This is a genomic window from Mesotoga sp. UBA5557, assembly GCF_002425715.1.
Classification (GTDB): Bacteria; Thermotogota; Thermotogae; order Petrotogales; family Kosmotogaceae; genus Mesotoga.
Genome location: NZ_DIMV01000018.1, coordinates 89009 through 109126, shown reverse-complemented (window position 1 = coordinate 109126; position 20118 = coordinate 89009). Strand labels below are relative to the sequence as shown.

The window sequence follows — 20118 nt, the reverse complement described above, 5'->3', positions numbered from 1 at the left end:
GTATACGCTTGACTATCTATCTTCAAAAAGGTATAATTATGTCAACGAGATGTTCTTGCCCCCGCCACTCCGCTAAGTGCAGGGGCTCTTTTTTTTACTTGATTACCACAAGGCTTCTGATTACACTCATATCTTCGATGAACTCGCTATTTATAAGCACTCCGCTCTCAATCTCCAATCCCATAAGCCCGGTCAATATGTAGCCGGAATCAATAAAGAGACGCGCAAACCCATCAGAACCTACGAACCCGAGGAGTTTGTTGTATGTTTTCAGTTCCGAGACTACCACTCCATTTTGAAGCTCTTCGTTGGTTCTGATTTCATTCTTCGAAGAAACGTACAACCAACCATCCTGAATCCAAATGTACTGGCCCTCAACAATGAGAACGTCGCCTGAAACCAATACTTGCAGATCGGGATCAGTCTTTTCAATCATAGATCTAGCATCATCTATTGATCCTTTGTACCCTGCCCTAACTACATAAGAATATCCAACTGATTCAGAGTCATCGGAAGCAGTCCCCTGCGTTCCCATAAGGCTTGAGAAGATATCGTCAACCGAGATATTTGCATCGATCATAATCTCGCCTGTCATATCTTTTGAGAAATCTACGAAGCTCACATTACCTATTCTGAGAGCTTCCAACTCTAGAGGAACCAAGCCGAGACCGACAAATTCAAGTTCCGATAGAAAGGAAAGATCGTCAATCCTTGCAAATCCAGAAACAAGTGGGAGGTGGCGCGTAACTTCAAGATCGTCAACAGAGGCTCCTTCTAGAGCAACATGAAACCTCTCTCTGCTTTCTTCAAAAAGAGGAATAGACAATGCCTCTGCAATCAATATCCCCTCCTCATTCCAAACAGAGCCCTTCTGAATAGTGCCTCCCATATCCACGTAGAAATAGCCGAAACCCGGCGAGAGATCAGACTTAACCAGAGAGAGGTTGTATCCCTTTCCAACCATCGAATATGCCTCGATGTCGCCAATGTAAAGGTACTCTTGATCCACGGCAATACTCAGTTTGATATCAGAAGGCAGCAACTGTGGAAGCAATTTCTCAATTGCCGTCTTCACAGTTCTGGGGTTTGATATCGGGCCAAGGATTGCTATCACGCGATCTAAGCCCTCTGAATCCACCCATGCGGCCAGCCCAAAATCTCCATCGAAAGCCCTAAAAATATCCTTCGGATCAAGACCATTATTATATGCCAGCATCTCAACGTACTGAGCAATCAGCTGTTCTATGGCCAGCTGATTGAGCACCATATCAAATAGAACTGTTTGCTTCGAAACTTTGTAATTATCATTTAAGTGCTCTACTACCAGGACGCTCTGTGACGACACTGGCAGTCTCTCAGCCATGGAATCAACACTAGCTAGTGATAGTGCTCCGACAACAAGTAAAACAAGCACCGTCAATTTCTTCATTTATTCACCTCCAAGATCGTACTCTGATTTTAGACGACTGAACAGCCTGAACTGTTCCTGGTGTGATTCTACCACTAGATAGTTGTGTAGGTGTGACTGCCATCCTCGTTGTGACTTCCAAACTATGAGTGTAGTAATTGGCAAAAGAAGGTCTTGAGCTAATGATTCTAATTGGTATATAGTATAATGATTGTTGTCAAACGTGATTTGGTGCCAAGACCTAGAAAGAGAGGAGCGTTGCTTGAGGTTTCTGAAGCTTGTCCAAAATGATCTTCTTCTCATTTTCAAGTCAAGAGCTTTTCTTCTGATGCTGGTATTGCTGCCGGTAGTTCTTGCATCAATCTCTTCCATAACTTCCGATACGGGAGGTTACTCAAACTTGAGGATAGGTATTGTAAATGAAGACAAGACATTTGTAGGGCTTTTTTTCGTACAGTACGCTACATCAATGCTTAAAGGCGAAAATATCGTCCAGCTTTCAAGCAGGAGTGAAATCGACTCCGTAATCGATGATCTAGATGGTGTCTTTGTTATTCCAAGGGGATTTGCAAACAATCTCCTTTTTCAGGAACCGTCGGAGCTAATCTTCATTCCCAATCCCGGTTCGATGCAGACTGCGGTTGCAATCTATCAAGTGATGAGCAACGTATTGAGAGAATTCAAAGCTCTCCCCGTTGTTGCAGATCCAGAATTCATGAAAACAGTGGATATCGACCCGAATTATGTGGCACCCTCTCTCTCCGTCGAAGGGATAACCGAATCAAGACTCAGTTTCTCTTCCCTTCTCTTTCCAATAGTCCTGGTTACGACGATAATGTTTGTTTCAACAGTCGGAGCCGCAACGGGAATCTTCGAGGATCGCAGAAGTGGAGTGATTGACCTTCTACGGCTTTCAAACGTTGGAGCAATAGAGTATACAGGAGCCAAGGTTTTGAGTTTCACGGTTTTTTCCACAATACAGGTTCTGATATTCATAACTGCTGGAAGCCTTTTTGGGCTCCAGATAGCCTCTAATCTCTTTCTCTACATAGCGGTAATTGAGGTATTCATTGTCCTTTTCACATCCATAGGGATTCTGATCGGCACGATTTTCAATTCTGCTAGGAGTGCGCAGCTTACATCTGTTTCTATTGTTACGACCGTGCTAATTCTCAGTGGAATCCTGATACCTCATTCAATGTTCCCCGAATGGCTTGAGATCTTCAGTAAAAACCTTCCCGTAACATCTCTTCTCGTAGCGCTTCAAGGCATCTCGATGCTAGATTTCAGTCTCTCCAAGGTGATTGTTCCTTCCGTTCTGAATTTCTCACTGGCAGTTATAATAGTTCTTCTTGGCGGAATTGTGGTAAGGAGAGAGGACATATCACTAGCAGATTAGGTCGTTGACTGCTGCTGACAAAAGAGTTATAATTGCTTTAGTTGAAATGCTCCCAAAGGGAGAGGGCTTGTTTTGCCCTCTATTTTTTATTATGGTGGTGTTGTTTGTGGAGGACCTGAAGAAAGAGTTGCTCGCACTGGCAAATGAAGTCGCAAACAACCTGGGGTATTCGATCTATGACTTAGGTCTCTCAAGAAGAGGAAAGAAGAGACTGGTGAAAGTCACGATCGATAAGCTGGACGGATATATCTCAATAAGCGACTGTGAATCGTTTTCGGCCGAGTTTGATAGAGCACTTGATTCAGCGGACCTCGTTCCCTTCTCTTATGATCTGGTAGTCGAATCCCCGGGGCTTGAACGTGCATTAAGAGATCTTGATGATTATGTCAGATTCACTGGAGAGAAGGCAAAGATTATACTCAAGGAACCCGTTGAAGGGATTTCAGTTGTGATTGGAAAGATCGTCTCGTGCCAAGGTGAAGTTGTTACTGTCGAGAGCTCTGAGAAAGGTAAAGAGATAGCATTCCACTTTTCAAATGTTAAGCGTGCTAACCTAAAACTATGATTTGGATGGTGAGGTGTTCATATGAATCTCAATCTCTTGGAAGCCCTTGACCAACTGCAGGACGAAAAGAGTATCGAAAAAGAAGAGGTCATTGATATACTTGAGAAAGCGCTGCAAAGCGCCTACAAGAAGAATTTCGCTTCGGAAAGCGATGTCGATGTGAGAATAGACAGACTCACAGGTGACATTGAGGTTTTCGAAAGACTTGTTGTTGTTGATACAGTAGAGAATCCTTCTTTGGAAGTAACTCTGGAAGAAGCTCTCAAGGTAAACTCTGCCGCTGAGATAGGCACCGCAATTGAGAGAAAGTTGAATATCAAGAAGTTCAAGAGAATCGCTGCACAGACAGCTAGGCAGGTGCTAATTCAGAAGATCCGTGAAAAGGAAAAAGAAAACCTGTTCGATAAGTATGTAGATATGAAAGGCACAGCAACCACTTCTGAGATATTGAGAGTCACTTCCGAATGGGTTGACCTTCGAATAGGAAAGTTAGAGACCAGGATTCCCACAAAGGAACTAATTCCTGGAGAACAGCCGAGGCTGAACTCTCTGATGAAGGTCTTTGTTGTGGATGTTGCGAGATCTGCAAGAGGTCCTCGTTTGCTTGTGACGAGACGTACACCTGAATTCGTCATCGAGCTGCTCAGACTTCAGGTTCCAGAGATCGAAAGCGGAGATGTGACAGTCAAAGCAATAGCTCGAGAGGAAGGGGTCCGGTCTAAGGTAGCTGTCTTCAGCGATAATACCAAGGTTGATCCCGTAGGAGCCTGCATAGGGGAAAGCGGTGCAAGAATTGCCGAGGTTCTTCGCGAGATAAAACCCGAAAAGGTCGATATCCTAAGATGGAGCAATGTTCCGGCCGAACTAATCGGCAATTCGATTGCACCAGCCTCCGCTTTAGAAGTGAAAATTGTGAATGTAGAAACCCACGAGGCGGTGGTTTACGTTTCTCCAACACAATTATCTCTAGCAATTGGAAAAGGCGGGCAGAACGCGAGACTTGCCGCAAAACTGACAGGCTGGAAGATCGACATAAAGCCCATAATGTAACTCAGTCTGGAACGGACGGTGACTGATTATGAAGAAAGACCAACTAAGGGCCGAACTTAAGAGAAGAAACCAGAGAATGACAGCTCAAAGAGAGTACGTGCTAAGATTCTTCTTTGAAGCTGAGACAGATCACTTAAGCGCCGACGAAGTCTATCACAAGATTCAGAGCAAGAAATTCGGGATAAGCAAAGCAACCGTTTATAGAACCATTGAGTTGCTCGTAGAGATAGGCCTTCTAAGGAAGATTGTTTTCGAAGATGGAATTGTAAGGTACGAACCGGTGAAAAGGGGAGAGCATCATCATCACCACATAATCTGCAGCAACTGCGGTTCCGTTGTCGAGTTTCACCTTGACAATCTCGAAGAACTTGAAGAGCTAGTGAAGTCAAGAACAGGATATAGTATAGACGATCATCAGCTTAAATTCTACGGTTTGTGTCCAGAATGCCAGAGCAAAGTGAAGAATAAGAAAAGTGACAGCAACGATAATAGATAGGCAGTAAGAGGTTCAAAGCGTATCGCCGGGATGACTCCCCCAATTACACTAGTGACTTCACCAAGTAACGAGGACATGGCTCTGAGACTACCAGCAATAAAACTGCCTACTATTTGCAGGCCAACAAGATCTGCTACCAAGATGAAAATCATTCCAAGATACGAAGGCACAACGAAGACTGGAACCATTACTACGGTTAACGGTATTCCTGCTAGAGACAACGTGCCAAATGTACTGAGAGAAAGCGGGATGATAGCCGTCTGAGCGATCGCTCCAACAAGCAATGTCTGACTCAGCAGATTCTTATTCTCGATTGCAGGCAAGAAGATTAGAAGCGCAGCTGTTGCAAAGAAACTCAGCTGGAATGAAATTGACGCAACAATAGATGGTTGTGCCATAACAATAATAATTCCGGAAAATCCCAGAATATTAAGCGGGTGCTGTCGATAATCAATGATCTTCAGTAGTGAATAACACAGTAACATCAAGAATGTTCTGGTAGCAGATATCGCTGGACCAGTAGATAAGGTATAGAAGAAGAGCAAGACAATAGAAAGTATCAGCTTCGTTTTCCTACCTAACATGAGAAAAGAGAGAGCGGAATGGACCAGCAAATACATAAGACCGATGTGCAAACCAGAAACCGCAAACAAATGCGCAACTCCAAGATTAGAAATCCTCTCCCTGGTCTCAAAATCAATGTGGCTTCTATCGCCGGTGAAGACGGCTGCAGCAATCGTATCATTTAGTTGGTACCTCGAAAGTAACTCAGTAACATACTTTCCAGGATAAGAGAAGACCTCTAGCCTCTCGACACAGGCCTCAATATTCGATTCGATCTTGAAAAGAGGAAATGATTCTTGCCTTGTAAGAGTTCCCGCTGTCCAGATTATCTGGCCCGCAAAAGCTGCAGCTTTTCTGTCGGAAAGCCTTATGTTTACAGCGACGGGAAGATTCATCCACTTTCCCTCAACAAGCACTCTTCCCATGCTTGCCTCAACGTTTCCCGTTCCGCCTCTGGATATGTATCCCACATATTCTACTTTTCCAGGATCAAGTGTCTTCAACGTTAGAGACTGACCGAGGCAACCGACCACAAAGAACATGAGCCAAATGAAAGGGCTGACCCATCTGGAAGAAAGAAGAATGACGGCTGTCGATATAAGGATGAGTGGTATCCATGCACCTGCCGTCCAGGCAAGTGCAAATACCAACAGCTCCCCAAGCATCGTTGCAAGGAGATAGTATAGAAACGGGAAAGAGGTTTTCCTTTTCAGAAGTCCACCTAGCATAAATAGATTGTACATCCCTTGCAACGCTTTGTGAACAGCGTGTTCGATGATTCACATGTGATAGAATATTATCGTTGAATGTTCCTGGAGGTTTTGAGGTGAGACAGTTTTCTTTTGGCGGGCTGACGCTGGTGGGTTACTATGGATATAATAACCTTGGCGACGATCTATTATTGCTTTCATCACTATCCCTAATTGATGAGATAGGGTTTGAAGGGCCAATATACTTGCCCGCATCTTCTCACATAGAGCAAATAACTCATAGATTCCCTTCGAAACTCGATATCAGATTGGTTAGTCGCTTTAGTATTGGTGAGATCACAAACTCAATTAGGCACTCAATTGTCACCATCTTCGGAGGGGGAAATCTCCTACAGGACCAGACTAGTTGGAGGAGCTTCCTTTACTATTATGAGATTGCCAGGCATACCCTTAACAGGGGGAAACCTCTGCTTCTTCTCTCTCAAGGTTTTGGACCGTTGAACAGACAGATCAACAGAAAGGCTCTAAATAAGCTACTGAATAATCCTCTTACCTTTGGTGTAATGAGAGACTTAGTCAGCTACAAATATTTCTCTTCTATCTCGAAGAGAGTTATCTCAGGTACTGACTACGGCCCCTACTATTTGCAGAAAAAGGGAATAATTCCGGAAAAACGAACAACCGAAAGTGGTCTTGCGGTAATTGTATTGAAGAATGGAACAAGTGTTGATGACGTCCTCAATTCGCTGAGGCTGAACAATCTGACTGAAGTGTGCGCTGTGGGTTTTCACAATCATCATGACGAAGAAAAGAGAAGTGAGCTCGAATCTAAGGCCAGATCAAATGGATTCAAAGTTAGAAAGCCTCCCGAAGACCTCGAAGGCATGATAAGAATCTTCAACAATGCAGAACTGATAATTACTGAGCGTCTTCACGGAGCAATTCTTGCTATCTCATTAGGAGTTCCATTTGTGTGGAAGAAGAACACGAAACTCGATAGATTTGTGAGATCTCTTAACAAGGATTGCGAACTCTCCTTTGAAGGAAGCTGCGAGAGCTTGAGTCTAGCCATCAACAGTTCTCTGAAAGAGCCTGTTAATCTCAAAGACGAATACTGGTCTCAACTTGAGAAAACGGCAACCGAATCAAAAGAAGTATTGATTAAGTTGATCTATAGAAGGTGATTGAATGTGGAAATATTTCCTGCCAACTAGGGTCTTCTCGGGGACTAAAACAATAAGTCATAATAATGAGCTTTTCAGAGAGATCGGAACTAATGCTTTCATAGTCACTGGAAGGTCTTCAGCAATAAAGAGCGGGGCACTTGACGATGTGCAGGAAGTGCTTGACGCGTTGGATATTCCAAGCACATTATTTGATGAAGTGGAAGAGAATCCCTCCTTCTCAACAATTGAGAAGGGCGGAAAAATGCTCTCAAATAGCGCGTGCGATTTCGTGTTGGCAATCGGTGGCGGCAGTCCGCTAGATGCTGCCAAGGCTATCTCAGTAGTTGGGAAGAATGCCAACTGCAGCTGCAGAGATCTATTCGGAGGAAAGGATCTTCCTGCATTTCCAATAGTCACAGTCCCCACCACGTCTGGGACCGGAAGTGAAGTTACACAGTACTCGATTTTAACCGATCCTGAAGGTTCGAAAAAGGGCTTTGGCATGCCTTCAACATTTCCTAGAATCTCTTTCTTGGATGCGAGATACACTGTAACAATGCCCGTGGATGTAACAATTTCAACTGCACTTGATGCCTTATCTCATTCTATAGAAGGCGAAGCAGTCAACAAGGGACAGAACCCCCTGGTGAAGATGCTTTCGAAGGAAGCAACGAAGATTATAAAGCAATCACTCCGTGAAGTCTTGAAGAATGAAAATGATGTCTCTTCCCGAGAGCGGATACAGTTCGCCGCGACACTTGCCGGGATTGTTATTGCCCACACGGGAACGACTGCAGTTCATGCCGCAGGTTATCCTCTCTCATCCTTCAAAGGCATAAAGCATGGAATGGCAAATGCACTCATGTTGATTGGGATATTCGAAAGAATAGCCAAAACCGACCCGAATAGAATAAGCGGTGCAATAGAACCTTTCACTGATCTAGATGAGCTTAACGCCTTCTTACAGGAGTTTGGTGTAGGAAGAGTCTCATTACAGCTCTCTGAAGAGGAGATTGAGAAATGGTCCGATCAGACCTCTAAAGCATCTCATCTGAAAAAGACGCCGGGTGACTTCGACAAGCAATTCTTCGTTAATCTTTACAAGAGGATAATAAGCGATTGAGCCCCAGAGTGTTCCTCAAGAAAGAAATCAAGAGGAGGGTAGCTTTTGGCCATCCGTGGGTCTACGACAACGAAATCGAAAAACACGACCCGCTCGATGATGGTTGCATAGTGGACGTGTTTACGTATTCTGGGCAATTCTTGGGAAAGGGTTACTACAACTCTGGTTCCACGATAAGAGTAAGATTCATTACAAGAAGGAACTGCAAACTCGATACAGACTTCTTTTCAGGAAAAATCCGAAGAGCAATACAACTGAAGTCTCTACTTCTAGAAGATAGTGACGCCTTGAGAATCGTATTCGGCGAGGCGGATGGTCTACCAGGATTGATAGTTGATAGATTCTCCGATTGGCTCGTAGTTCAATTCAATACTCTTGGCATCCAGCTAATGAAGAAGGAAATCATCGAAGCCTTGATCCTCGTTTTGAAACCAAAGGGGATTTTCGAAAAGAGCGAAGGAACCTCCCTTGCAAAGGAGGGCCTGGAAGCTAAAGAAGGATGGTTGTACGGCAACGGGCCGGAGCTTCTGCCATTCAGCTTAAACGGAATCAGTTTTCTTGCAGACACAAAAGGGCAGAAGACCGGTTTTTTTCTCGATCAGAGAGAAAACGCAAAGCGCTTATCAGACTACGCCGCCGGTCGAAGAGTACTCGACGTTTTTTCTTACACAGGTAATTTCTCCTTTCATTGCATAAACAAAGGAGCACGAAGTGCGATACTGGTCGATTCCTCTGAGCGTGCGCTCTCCGTCGCAAAGGAAGTAGCAGAGATAAACAGGTTCTCTGATAAGTGTGAGTTCATCAAGACAAATGCTTTTGATTACTTGAGAGAGAACAGTCTTTCAGGCTTTGGTCTTGCAGTAATAGACCCTCCGGCAATGGCGAAATCTCCATCTTCCAAGAAGAACGCTCTCAGGGGCTACAAAGAACTGAACCTGAGAGTAATCAAGAGTTTAAACGACGGGGCATTGATTGCTTCTTCTTCTTGCACACAGATCGTTTCGGAAGAAGATTGGATGAGAACGATCAATGATGCTTTTCACGATTGTAAGAAATTGGGTCTAGTAGCTTTCAGGGGTGGACAATCACTGGATCATCCAGAGGTTACTTCGATATTCGAGACCAAGTATCTTAAGTTCTGTCTATTTCACATCTTTGAACTGATAAATTACTGAAAATCGGGCTAGTTACTGCTGAAGTATTAATGTAATGCTATAATTCAGAAAAGTCTAACGGCTGGAGGTAGATAGAAATGGCCAAAGTATACGTTGTGACTTCCGGAAAAGGGGGAGTCGGCAAGACAACAATCACGGCCAATATTGGTTGTGCTCTTGCCAATTCAGGGGCGAAGGTTTGCCTTATTGACGCAGACATAGGTCTCAAGAATCTGGACATCACATTGGGTCTTGAGAATAGAGTTGTGCATACAATTCTAGATGTTGCAAATGGTAAGGTAACTGCTTCTGAAGCGCTAGTGAGGCATAAGCAAATCAAGGGACTTTATCTACTCGCGGCCTCACAAATCGCAACGAAAGAAATGCTTTCCCCCGAAGATATGAAGAAAATGATTAGTGAGCTGTATCCGAAGTTTGACTATGTCATTGTGGACTCACCTGCGGGAATAGAGAGAGGATTCAGGAACGCCATAGCTGCAGCTGAAAAAGCTTTGATTGTTACTACTCCCGAACTTCCAGCCATTACTGACGCTGATAGGGTCATCGGACTTCTGGAGAACTCCGGGATGCAGGAAGCGAATATCAGACTCGTGATAAACCGTTTCAAAGTTCAGATGGTCAAACGTGGTGATATGCTTACAAGAGAGGATATTCAAACTAACCTCGCAATCGACCTGATCGGGATTATTCCAGATAGTGACGAGGTGATCATAGCAACAAACAAAGGTGTACCGGTTATCCTGAACGGAAATGGAGAAGGAATCGGAAAGGTCTTCGAGAACATTGCTTTGAGGATGAAGGGAGAACCGATCCCCGTTGAACGGGATATCCTTGAGCAAGGATCGAAAGGATTCCTTGAATTCCTTAAGCGCATCTTCAGAAGAGACTAAGAGGGAGTTGAAGTGTATGTTCTTTGGACTTTTCAGGAAGAAGAAGAAAACCGAAGGAAGCAGAAAAGAAGCAAAGGATAGACTTGATTCCATAACTGGTGGCAGGAGGTATTCAGTACCGGTGAGAGAAGTGATCCCTCAAGATATCCTCCAGAATAGCGGTAAGGATATGGTACACCAGATAAAGACTTACGTTGCCGATAAGTATAAGGTTAAGGAAGAAAACGTCAAAGTTCAGCTTGAAGAGCACAACGGATACGTGGTAATTATTACAAACGTGGTCTTCCATTGATTCTTATGAGATATGCTGTAAAAACAAGCCTTAGAAATCAGCTGATAGACATTACCGATTTCATAGTTGAGTCAGTTAGAGAGTCGAGGGTCTCACACGGTATTGTTAATGTCTTTGTTCCGCATACCACGGCAGGAGTAACAATCAACGAGAATTCCGATCCAGATGTTGTTCAGGACATCTTAGAATGGATGGGAAAAAGCATTCCAAAAAGTGATAGATTCAGACACCGCGAAGGGAATTCTGATGCACATATTAAGGCTTCCTTGGTTGGTTCTTCAGTTACAATACCTTTCAGAGACAATTCACTCGCGCTGGGAACATGGCAGTGCGTTTATTTCTGCGAATTTGACGGTCCTAGGAGCCGTGAGGTAATCGTTACGATAGTGGAGTAGCAATTTCTCTCATGAGTCTTCGTCACTTACAGTAATTGGGGCTCTGAGAGAAGACTGTGGGGAGGGGACACAATGCGCAAAGGAAGATTCTTGTTTCTTGCTGTTCTAGTTTTCGGATCTTCGCTCTTCGCAATCAAGGGCTTCACCTGGGACATGGGCATACCTAAGTTCTATTTTGCATCGGTCTCAATAGCGATCTTCATAGTCTCTTTCTCATTGAAAGCTGTGAGAAATCCCTGCAGTGTCAGAGTAACGCTTCCGCAGCTTCTTTCATTGTTGTTTGGATTCCATGCGTGTCTGACTACCTTCCAACTTCTGAACACGCTGCCAAACGTCTTTCTTACTTCACTCGGTTTTGCAATGAATCTGCTTCTCTTTCTCCTCTTTTCATTGCTCATCTCGGCAGAGAAACAGGAAACTCTACTGACTATTCTCCAACTTTTCCTGTTTGCGGGGCTTATCATAGCCTTTGATGCCGTATTTTCATTCTACACGGGATATGGCTTGCTTTGGGGGACTGAGAACGATCCGTTCACAAGAGGAAATCTCTCATCCGTTATAGGAAACGTGAACTTCACGACCGACCTAATGGCAATGCTGCTATTTCCAGCTGCTTTTCTAACCGTTTCCAAGAAGAAGATCTGGAAGCACGAGAAGATTCGGCACTACTTCTACCTTTCACTCTTCTCACTTTTCTTGATAGTAATAGTGATAGGCCAAACAAGAGCAGTCTATTATTCAGTAATAATATCGATAGTCTTTCTAGTAGTCTTCTTGATTTTCTCAATTCTGAGGTTCAAACTCAGATCCTTCATTTCTGTATTTAGCAGGCTATTTCTCATTCTTCTTATTATCTCCACGATAGTAATTATGATCGTCTACTCTGGAGACAACCCTTTGACAAGCGGCCGTTTCAGCTTCTCTGAGAGGTTAACGTATACCACTGACGACTACGTTTCCGTCGACGTCAGAATTCTTCAGTGGAAAGCAGCTATCAAACAGTGGGAGAGTTCAGCCTTTCTGGGTACAGGCTTCGGATCATACAAGTATCTTTCTACGGAGAACATGGGAAAGGTACTGACTGAAGAGCCAGAGTACATGTATGTTGCAGGTCTGAACAGCATCCGAACCCACAACGAGTATCTTCAGCAGATGAGTGAAACTGGAATAATCGGAATCGTTCTAATTATGACCTTCATAGTTGCAATGCTTTTCTACACTGTCGGGGTGGTGAAGAGTTCCTCCTCTGTCGAGAAGGTCACAAAGTATCTCTTTCTCGAAGCCGGGTTACTGATTATATTCGTTCATTCAGTACTTTCCTTTCCTGGTCATCTGATGCCAAACGCATTGCTAGCTGTCTTCCTTTTTGGATTCATCATGAGCCCTGAGTTTTCCGAAGCGAAGGGAGTCACTGTTCCTATGTCAAAGGTACTTCCGCTACTGCTGGTTGTATTCGCGCTGAGTACATCAGTTCTGATGAGTAGAACGTTTTTCGCGGAAGGCCTTTTCACAAAAGGCTACATTGACTACAGAAGAATTGAAAGCATAAACCCGCAGATTCCAGAGTTAGTAAACTCGATCGGAAGTATCAAGAGGGAAATCGAGAATCTTGAGGACTATGAGGGAAGGTACTCCTATCTTCAACATGATGACTATATTCCCGATAGATTGATTGAATTGCAGAAGACTTATCCTGAGGCACCCTCAGAGTTGCTTCAACATATGGCTTCTGAAGAACGAGAAAATGCCTTTGCGTCAACGTTATCCGCGCTGGATTCTAAGCTACGATCTGCTTCTTCAGCGCTTCTAAGGGCGAGGCAGGACTCGTCAAACAGTTTCTACTCCGCGATGCGTAATCTGTCGACATCTAGAGAGATTTCCAGAGGCCAATATTTGTCAGAGGCTTACATAGGATACATGTATTTGACTGCTCAGAGAAAGGAAGATTTCCGTCTAAAGCTCAATATGTCGGGCAATGCATTAGCCGATGCCTTCACAGAGATATTCGCCAGAGAAGATGTCTTCTCGACCTGGCTTAACGAAGACACATCGCCGGGAGGTATGCTCAGCGAGTTGGAAATCGATCACTCATACCTTAGAGAGTTACCCGGTTTGTTGCGAGCAGACCTTACGGCTACCGATGTTTCTGCTCTGCTAGAGGTCTTGGATATCAATCTGCTTATCGACTATCAAGTGACTCTGGATGCGATAGATGCTCTTCTGAGGTCCACAAAGATATCTCCCGATCTTCAGGTAGTGAGAAATGTGGCAAGCTTGCTTTTCCGCGCGATGGCTGCTGCCGAGAGAGTCTCAGAAGAACTGGAGAAACTCGAAGGTTTTGTTGCAGACAGCGGCTCTCTAACCTCTCTAGTAGATTCGATCAGAAAGCTTCCAAAATCTAAGAGAGGGCATCTCGAGACACTCTACGAAACCGCCATCGAATACAACCCTGGTGGATGGTTGAAGGGAAGCAACAACATCTACGGCGAGTATTCAAGAAACGTACTTCTTCTCTACGGTCTCGATGGACTGGATAAGGTTCAAGAGATAGCAGAGAGAGAGGTCTTTGCCTGGAATACGATGAAAGCAACGAATCGAGTCGTCCCATTAGGCAGCATTGGCCAGCTAACTCCTCTAAAGGATTACGTTTCAAGAGAATGGTTCGACAATCTTTACGAAGAAGTATATTTCTGGAGCGAGGAAACTTCATCCCTAATTATGAGAGAGATGGAAGAAGAACAGTTCTCAGGAATAGCACTTGAGAAGGCCGAATCAGCCCTAAACGAAATCGAGAAGTTCCTTCAGCTTTATTCACTTTGGTAACCCGTTAAACGTCACCTGGGTGTTACACAGGTAATACATCGGGTATTGCTGACGTTATTGATCGGACTTATGATAGTGTTGAAGAAGATGGAGGTATATAAATGCTGGAAGTTAAAGAGGTCAAGTTAATCCGAGATGAACGAAACATTCTGAACAGTCTCACTGCTTCCTTTGAAAAAGGACGTGTTTACGCGATTCTTGGAAACAACGGTGTAGGAAAATCAACTCTATCATATGTGCTGATGGGGCTAGAATCTCACAACGACTACGAAGGAAAGATACTTCTAGATGGCGAAGAAATCGACACTCTATCAGTATCTGACAGGGCAAAGAAGGGAATTTCTCTGAGTTGGCAGGAACCGGCCAGGTTCAAAGGACTTACTGTGAAAGAGTATCTGACGCTCGGCGGAAAACTAAGACTCTCGAGAGAAGAACTCGATGAGACCCTATCAATTGTGGGACTCAACAAGGAATATCTAGATAGACTTGTCGATGAGTCACTCAGTGGAGGGGAGAGAAAGAGAGTGGAACTCGCCTCGATAATTCTGGTAAATCCTAGAGTAACGATTCTTGACGAACCAGACTCAGGCATTGACATTATGTCCATGGAGATGATTGAACAAGTTCTTGAAAGACTGCGGGATAAGGGTTCGGTAGTAATAATCATCACTCATCGTGAAGAGATTGCGCGAATGGCAGATGAAGCATATCTTCTCTGTGGGGGAAGAATAATTGCCTCCGGCGAGCCAGAAGAGATTGTCAGCTTCTACAGGAAACTCTGTGACACTTGTCAGCACATAAATGAACCGATTATAGAAGGCGGTCTTGCCAATGATTGAATCAAGTTTTGAGAGGGAATTCACTGCTATCGCAAAAGAGTACGAAAAATCAGGTGGTAACGTCTCTGATTTTCTGCGTAAAGACATCGTCTCTATTATAGTGAGCGGGAACAAAGTGATCGGAAGGAATACGGTCGAAGGTGTCCATGTTAGAGCAAAAGAATTGGATAACGGAGTGGAAATCTGGCTCGATATTGAAGATGACGTTGTTATCGAAAACCCTATTCACCTATGCACAGGTTATCTGAAACCTGAAGGAACACAGGAAGTGCTTATTCACAACCGTCTTGGAAGTCGAGCCCGGGCGAAATTCATATCACACTGCGTATTCCCGAGCGGAGTGAATTTCACGCACTCGATGGTTGCCGACACCGATGTTGGAGAAAACGCTGAGATGTTCTACGAAGACACTCACATGCACAGCAAGGACGGCGGAGTAACGGTTAGGGCAACCTACAATACAGTCGTTAGAGAAGGTGGCAGATTCCAGAATATGTTCTGTCTTACCAAGACTAGAGTAGGAAAGCTCTTTGTAAGGATGAACGTCAATCTTGAGAAGAATTCTACAGCGCATATCGAATCAAAAGTATATGAGCGTGAAGACGATTATCTCGAAATTGATGAAGAGCTCCATCTGAATGGCGAAGGCTCATCCGGAATTGCAAAAACTACTGTTTTTGCCACAGACAGAAGTAAGGCGAAAATCATCAACAAAGCCTATGGAAACGCACCATATTCGAGAGGCCATATTGAGTGCAACGAAATCATTAAGGGCGATTCTGTAGAAGTAGGTACTATGCCTGAGTTGTATGTAAAAAACGAGAAGGCCGAACTGACACACGAAGCCTCTATCGGCAGAGTAAATGTCAAGCAGATGGAAACCTTGATGTCAAAAGGGTTGAGCGAGGAAGAAGCCACTGATATGATTGTCAAAGGTATGCTCAGATAGAAGTGGAGGGAGTTACTTGAAATACAGCGAGATGTACATTGTGAAGAAACTAGTCGATCTAGCCAACATACCAAGTCCATCCGGATTCACCAACACCGTTGTTGGCTATCTTGAGTCTGAACTGCAGGAATTGGGGTTCAGTCCGCGAAGAACAAGAAAGGGAGCTCTGGTGGCAGAGCTCGGCGGCAAAGGAAGACCTCTGGTGTTGGCTGCACACGTTGACACGCTTGGGGCTATGGTTAAATCCCTGAAGCCGAATGGCCGGTTAGAGATAACCAACGTTGGCGGATTCACAATGAATAGCATTGAAAACGAGAACTGCGTAATTCACACGAAAACTGGAAAATCCTTCACAGGAACAATCCAGTCCATATCACCTTCCGTTCATGTCTTTGAAAACGCAAGGACTCTTGAACGCAAGATATCAAATATGGAAATCCGGGTAGACGAATTGGTAAGAAGCGAAGAAGATCTTAAAAACCTTGGTATTGAAGCAGGGGATTTCGTTTCATTTGATCCTAGAGTGATGGTTACCGATAGTGGTTTTGTGAAGTCAAGACATCTTGATGACAAAGCAAGCGCAGCAATCCTTCTAGAGTTAGCAAAGAAAGTCTCTTCTGGCGAAGCGATCTGCGGAAGAAAAACTTACTTGTTTTTCTCGAACTATGAAGAAGTAGGACATGGCGCATCGGCTGCGATGCCAGATGATTGCGAAGAGATAATCTCTGTTGATATGGGAGCGATAGGCGATACTCTGAAGACCGATGAATTTGTGGTCTCGATATGTGCTAAGGATTCGGGTGGACCTTACGATCACTCAATCGTTAAGGGATTGATCGAAACTGCAAAGAAAGTGAAAGCCGAATACTCAGTAGACATCTATCCCTTTTATGGATCTGATGTGGAAGCATCTCTGAGAGCCGGATACGATGTCAGGTTTGGACTAGTCGGTCCCGGAGTTGAAGCCTCTCATGGATACGAAAGGACTCATTACAGAGCGCTCGAAAATACTTTGAAGCTTCTTAAGGGATATATTGAAAACTGAGGCGCAAAAGCGCCTCAGTCATTACTAGCTCTCCGCAACCATGGTTCTAGAAAATTATCTTGCCCTTCTTGTTACCTATCTCCTGACCAAGCTGGTTAACAAAACCGGCAGGAGCGACATCGATTACTTTGCTCTTCTCAGCTTCCATAGCTTCCTGAAGCTTCTTTCTGTAGGCATCCATTTTCTCTCTGAGTTCAGATACGTCCCCTTCAAGCCACCCATAGATACTATCTGTAAGCTTCTCAGAAATCGCCTCTATTCTGTCGTTTTCTTCCATCATTCCTGCTTCTTTCGTTACCTCCAGCTCTTCACTTACTGCCCTCTCAACATCATCTTTCGTTAGCTGAGGAACGGCCGACTTTACCAAACGCATAGCGATGTTTGTTCTGAGTCTCAGATCATCTATGGTTGCCTCAAGATTATCTACTCTGGACATTATCGCACCCAAGAATTGATCAAGTGAAATCTGCATTTATTGTTCAGCTCCTTTCAATGGTTTCTCATAACGATTTTACTACTTAGAAAGCCGACTATAGTTAAGCTCATGTTTTGCTTGTAATCTTAGCCTTTCTTGTCGAATCGATATCTGATTCTAATAAGCCATAGGGACAAAACAACAACAAGGATGAAAGCAGTAACGTCGCCAGAGGCAATTTGGAGAAGCCAGAAAGAAGGAAGATATCCGCTGGTAAACAGCGAAGATTTCAGAATTGACGGAAATACCCAACCTGTTATAAGCGTGGTAGCTGCAATGAAGACCGCTACAGATTCCTCCTCTATTCTCCTCAGCTTTCTAAATGGAAGAAAGGAAAACGAAGCGAGTGAGATCACTAAGGCCATAGATGAAACAAAACCAAGAATCGAAAAGAGACTCCTGCTCCAGCAGATCAACAACGAAATCAAGAGTATCAGGACAGATGGCTTCTTTAAGACTCCCTTTGCACTATCAGTAAGCATATCTTTTGAACATATGTTCTTTTCAAACTCCTGTCTGTAGACGACTATTCCCATAAGAATCGATAAAGGCATCAATCCGGCTGAAAGTGAGGCTTCCCAGAAGAAGAGCTGAGAGATTGCTATCGATCCAACAAGAATCTCGTGCAGAAATGTCAGAAAAACCCTCACTCTTCCTCCTCCAGACTCTCTATCACGGCCTTCACACCGTTATCACCGGTAATGTCCAGGAAGAGATCCTCAAGACTTGACTCCACACTGCCGAAGCTTTCTTTCAGATCAGAAAGCGTGCCTTCGGCGATCATCCTACCTCTATCGATAATTCCAATTCTGTCGCACATCTTTTCCGCTACTTCGAGCACGTGAGTTGTCATGAATACAGTTGCTCCCCTATTTGCAATGTTTCTAAGCCATGCTTTCAGCTTCCCTGCGCTTGAGGCATCAAGACCAACGGTAGGTTCATCGAGGAATATCACAGATGATTCTCTCATGAGAGCAATGGCAACCATGAGTTTCTGCTTCATCCCATGAGAGTAATCTCCTATGTACTTTCCAAGGTAATCGATCTTGAACGCGTCTGCCAGGTTTCTAAGCCTTGATATGGTCTCTTCGGGTCGAAGCTTGTATATGTCGATTATGAACTTCACAAATTCTATTCCCTTTAGATTTTCGTACATCTTAGGTTCATCTGGAACAACAGATATTATCTGTTTGATCTCCATGAGGTCTCTTTCAATATCGAGCCCCGCAATTCGTATACTTCCCGAGCTAGGAGCAATTACTCCGGTCAGCATCTTTATTGTAGTTGTCTTGCCCGCGCCGTTTGGCCCAAGAAAACCGTATATCTCTCCTGACGATACTCTCAGATTCAGATTATCAACGGCTGTTAGATCCCCGAAACGCCTTGTCAAATCAACTGCTTCTATCATCATTCTTCTTCAAACGCCTTGTCGTAGAAAGTTGCCGTTTTTGGATGGAACATCAGTTCTATGGTACCTACCGGACCATTTCTTTGCTTTCCGATTATCACTTTGGTAACCTGTGGAAAATTGCTTACATCGCTCTTATCTTTGTAATAATCATCACGATAAAGGAACATCACTGTGTCAGCATCTTGTTCAATAGCTCCAGACTCACGGAGATCACTAAGACGCGGCATCTTGTCTTCTCTTTGCTCCACCGCTCTGGAAAGCTGTGAAAGTGCAACAACGGTGATGTTCAATTCCCTTGCCAGGAGCTTCATAGATCTCGAGATCTCCGAGATCTCCTGCTGACGGTTGTCGGATCTGCCTTTCGTATGCATCAGTTGGAGGTAATCGACAAATATGACCTGAACGTTGTGCTCCATCTTGATTCTCCTCGCCTTTGCTCTGAGCGTTCTGGGATCAAGGGATGGTTCATCGTCTATAATTATAGGAGCCGTCTGCAGGGTACTGGCACCATTTGTCAAACGTTTCCAATCTTCAGTGCCAATATCTCCTGCCCTGAGGCGAGATAGTTCAAAATTAGTGACATTACACAGAAGTCGCTGTGCAAGCTGTTCCTTCGACATCTCAAGACAGAAGACAGCTACTGGCAACTGAAATCTCAGAGACATATTGGTTGCCAGACTAAGAGCAAAAGCAGTCTTTCCCATCGATGGGCGTGCAGCAACAATAACTAAATCCGACGGTCTAAATCCTGTGGTAACTTCATCCAATTTCCTGTAACCAGATGCGATACCCGTGATCCTACCGGTCACCGCATTCTCTTTCAGCCTTTCAAGATTCTGGAATAGCTCATGCATTATCTTACCAATATGCTGATACGTCTTCGAAATCTGCGCCTCTGTAATCTGGAATATCGCTTTCTCTGCATTGTCAAGGATCTCGTCTGTTTCTTCTCCCTCATATGCGTTTTCAACTATCGAGCTGGCCGCAGTTATCAGCGATCGCAGAAGAGCCTTCTCCTTTACAGTCTTACCGTAATAAAAGAAGTTGGCAGAAGTTGGAACGACATCCGCGAGTTTGGCAAGCTCGATTTCGCCTCCCATTTCTTCGAGCACTCCGCCGGTTCTTAGTCTTTCAGTAACTGACACAATATCCACCGGACTCCCCTCATCAAACAACTTCTCCATTGCGGAGAAGATCAACTGGTTCTTTCGAGAGTAGAAATCCCTACTTGTGAGAAGCTCCATCACATCCGGGACCACATCTGGATCAATCAAGATGCTCCCTATAACAGCCTCTTCAGATTCAATACTATTCGGAGGAATTCTCGTCTTCAATTCATTCAC

At 44.2% G+C, this 20118-nt stretch carries 20 protein-coding genes; 14 read left to right on the top strand and 6 right to left on the bottom strand.

Going from position 1 to position 20118, the window contains the following annotated elements; all coding sequences use genetic code 11:
* Positions 1–94: 94 nt before the first annotated feature.
* Positions 95–1429: a hypothetical protein gene (locus tag B3157_RS01880; protein WP_214061189.1), complete on the bottom strand. Its 1335-nt coding sequence runs from the start codon at positions 1427–1429 to the stop codon at positions 95–97.
* Positions 1430–1670: 241 nt separating this feature from the next.
* On the opposite strand from B3157_RS01880, the gene B3157_RS01875 reads away from it, so the two are divergent.
* From B3157_RS01875 to B3157_RS01860, 4 genes are all read left to right on the top strand, one after another.
* Positions 1671–2807, top strand: coding sequence for an ABC transporter permease (locus B3157_RS01875; RefSeq protein ID WP_292588444.1), 1137 nt, complete (start codon positions 1671–1673; stop codon positions 2805–2807).
* Between the two features lie 106 nt (positions 2808–2913).
* Positions 2914–3372, top strand: a complete 459-nt coding sequence (rimP, locus tag B3157_RS01870) for a ribosome maturation factor RimP (RefSeq protein ID WP_292588442.1) — start codon at positions 2914–2916, stop codon at positions 3370–3372.
* 21 nt (positions 3373–3393) lie between these two features.
* Positions 3394–4422: a transcription termination factor NusA gene (gene nusA / locus B3157_RS01865; RefSeq protein WP_214079309.1), complete on the top strand. Its 1029-nt coding sequence runs from the start codon at positions 3394–3396 to the stop codon at positions 4420–4422.
* A 28-nt stretch (positions 4423–4450) separates the two neighbouring features.
* Entirely contained in the window at positions 4451–4918 is a 468-nt protein-coding gene (locus B3157_RS01860; RefSeq protein WP_292588440.1) for a Fur family transcriptional regulator, read from the top strand.
* On the opposite strand, the gene B3157_RS01855 is transcribed toward B3157_RS01860, so the two are convergent.
* The gene (locus tag B3157_RS01855; RefSeq protein ID WP_292588438.1) at positions 4849–6210 is read right to left on the bottom strand and encodes a ComEC/Rec2 family competence protein; all 1362 of its coding nucleotides are present in this window, start codon (positions 6208–6210) and stop codon (positions 4849–4851) included. The two genes, B3157_RS01860 and B3157_RS01855, sit on opposite strands and share 70 nt — an antisense overlap.
* Positions 6211–6308: 98 nt before the next feature.
* On the opposite strand from B3157_RS01855, the gene B3157_RS01850 reads away from it, so the two are divergent.
* The 10 genes from B3157_RS01850 (at position 6309) to B3157_RS01805 (ending at position 16889) form a co-directional block, all read left to right on the top strand.
* The gene (locus B3157_RS01850) at positions 6309–7376 is read left to right on the top strand and encodes a polysaccharide pyruvyl transferase family protein (protein WP_214061185.1); all 1068 of its coding nucleotides are present in this window, start codon (positions 6309–6311) and stop codon (positions 7374–7376) included.
* 4 nt (positions 7377–7380) lie between these two features.
* A complete protein-coding gene (locus tag B3157_RS01845; RefSeq protein WP_292588436.1) occupies positions 7381–8481 on the top strand; it encodes an iron-containing alcohol dehydrogenase family protein in 1101 nt (366 codons plus the stop codon).
* Positions 8478–9656 (top strand): class I SAM-dependent rRNA methyltransferase, encoded by a 1179-nt coding sequence (locus B3157_RS01840; protein WP_292588434.1) that lies wholly within the window; start codon positions 8478–8480, stop codon positions 9654–9656. Before B3157_RS01845 ends, B3157_RS01840 begins: the two co-directional genes overlap by 4 nt.
* 77 nt (positions 9657–9733) lie before the next feature.
* The gene (gene minD, locus B3157_RS01835) at positions 9734–10546 is read left to right on the top strand and encodes a septum site-determining protein MinD (protein ID WP_214061182.1); all 813 of its coding nucleotides are present in this window, start codon (positions 9734–9736) and stop codon (positions 10544–10546) included.
* Between the two features lie 16 nt (positions 10547–10562).
* On the top strand, positions 10563–10838 hold the full coding sequence (locus B3157_RS01830; RefSeq protein ID WP_006491911.1) for a cell division topological specificity factor MinE: 276 nt from the start codon (positions 10563–10565) through the stop codon (positions 10836–10838).
* A 5-nt stretch (positions 10839–10843) separates the two neighbouring features.
* Complete coding sequence (locus B3157_RS01825; RefSeq protein ID WP_214061199.1) at positions 10844–11233, top strand: secondary thiamine-phosphate synthase enzyme YjbQ; 390 nt, start codon at positions 10844–10846, stop codon at positions 11231–11233.
* Positions 11234–11305: 72 nt separating this feature from the next.
* Positions 11306–14056 (top strand): O-antigen ligase family protein, encoded by a 2751-nt coding sequence (locus B3157_RS01820; RefSeq protein ID WP_292588424.1) that lies wholly within the window; start codon positions 11306–11308, stop codon positions 14054–14056.
* A gap of 101 nt (positions 14057–14157) precedes the next feature.
* A complete protein-coding gene (locus B3157_RS01815; RefSeq protein ID WP_292588422.1) occupies positions 14158–14895 on the top strand; it encodes an ATP-binding cassette domain-containing protein in 738 nt (245 codons plus the stop codon).
* Complete coding sequence (locus tag B3157_RS01810) at positions 14888–15844, top strand: SufB/SufD family protein (RefSeq protein WP_292588420.1); 957 nt, start codon at positions 14888–14890, stop codon at positions 15842–15844. Before B3157_RS01815 ends, B3157_RS01810 begins: the two co-directional genes overlap by 8 nt.
* Before the next feature lie 16 nt (positions 15845–15860).
* Positions 15861–16889, top strand: coding sequence for a M42 family metallopeptidase (locus tag B3157_RS01805; protein ID WP_292588418.1), 1029 nt, complete (start codon positions 15861–15863; stop codon positions 16887–16889).
* Positions 16890–16935: 46 nt separating this feature from the next.
* Here B3157_RS01805 and B3157_RS01800 read toward each other — a convergent pair whose 3' ends face one another.
* The 4 genes from B3157_RS01800 to dnaB form a co-directional block, all read right to left on the bottom strand.
* Positions 16936–17361 (bottom strand): hypothetical protein, encoded by a 426-nt coding sequence (locus B3157_RS01800; RefSeq protein WP_292588417.1) that lies wholly within the window; start codon positions 17359–17361, stop codon positions 16936–16938.
* An 89-nt stretch (positions 17362–17450) separates the two neighbouring features.
* On the bottom strand, positions 17451–18014 hold the full coding sequence (locus B3157_RS01795) for a multidrug transporter (RefSeq protein WP_214079302.1): 564 nt from the start codon (positions 18012–18014) through the stop codon (positions 17451–17453).
* Positions 18011–18772: an ABC transporter ATP-binding protein gene (locus tag B3157_RS01790; RefSeq protein WP_214079301.1), complete on the bottom strand. Its 762-nt coding sequence runs from the start codon at positions 18770–18772 to the stop codon at positions 18011–18013. The genes B3157_RS01795 and B3157_RS01790 overlap by 4 nt, the downstream gene beginning before the upstream one ends.
* Complete coding sequence (gene dnaB, locus B3157_RS01785) at positions 18772–20118, bottom strand: replicative DNA helicase (protein ID WP_180979883.1); 1347 nt, start codon at positions 20116–20118, stop codon at positions 18772–18774. The genes B3157_RS01790 and dnaB overlap by 1 nt, the downstream gene beginning before the upstream one ends.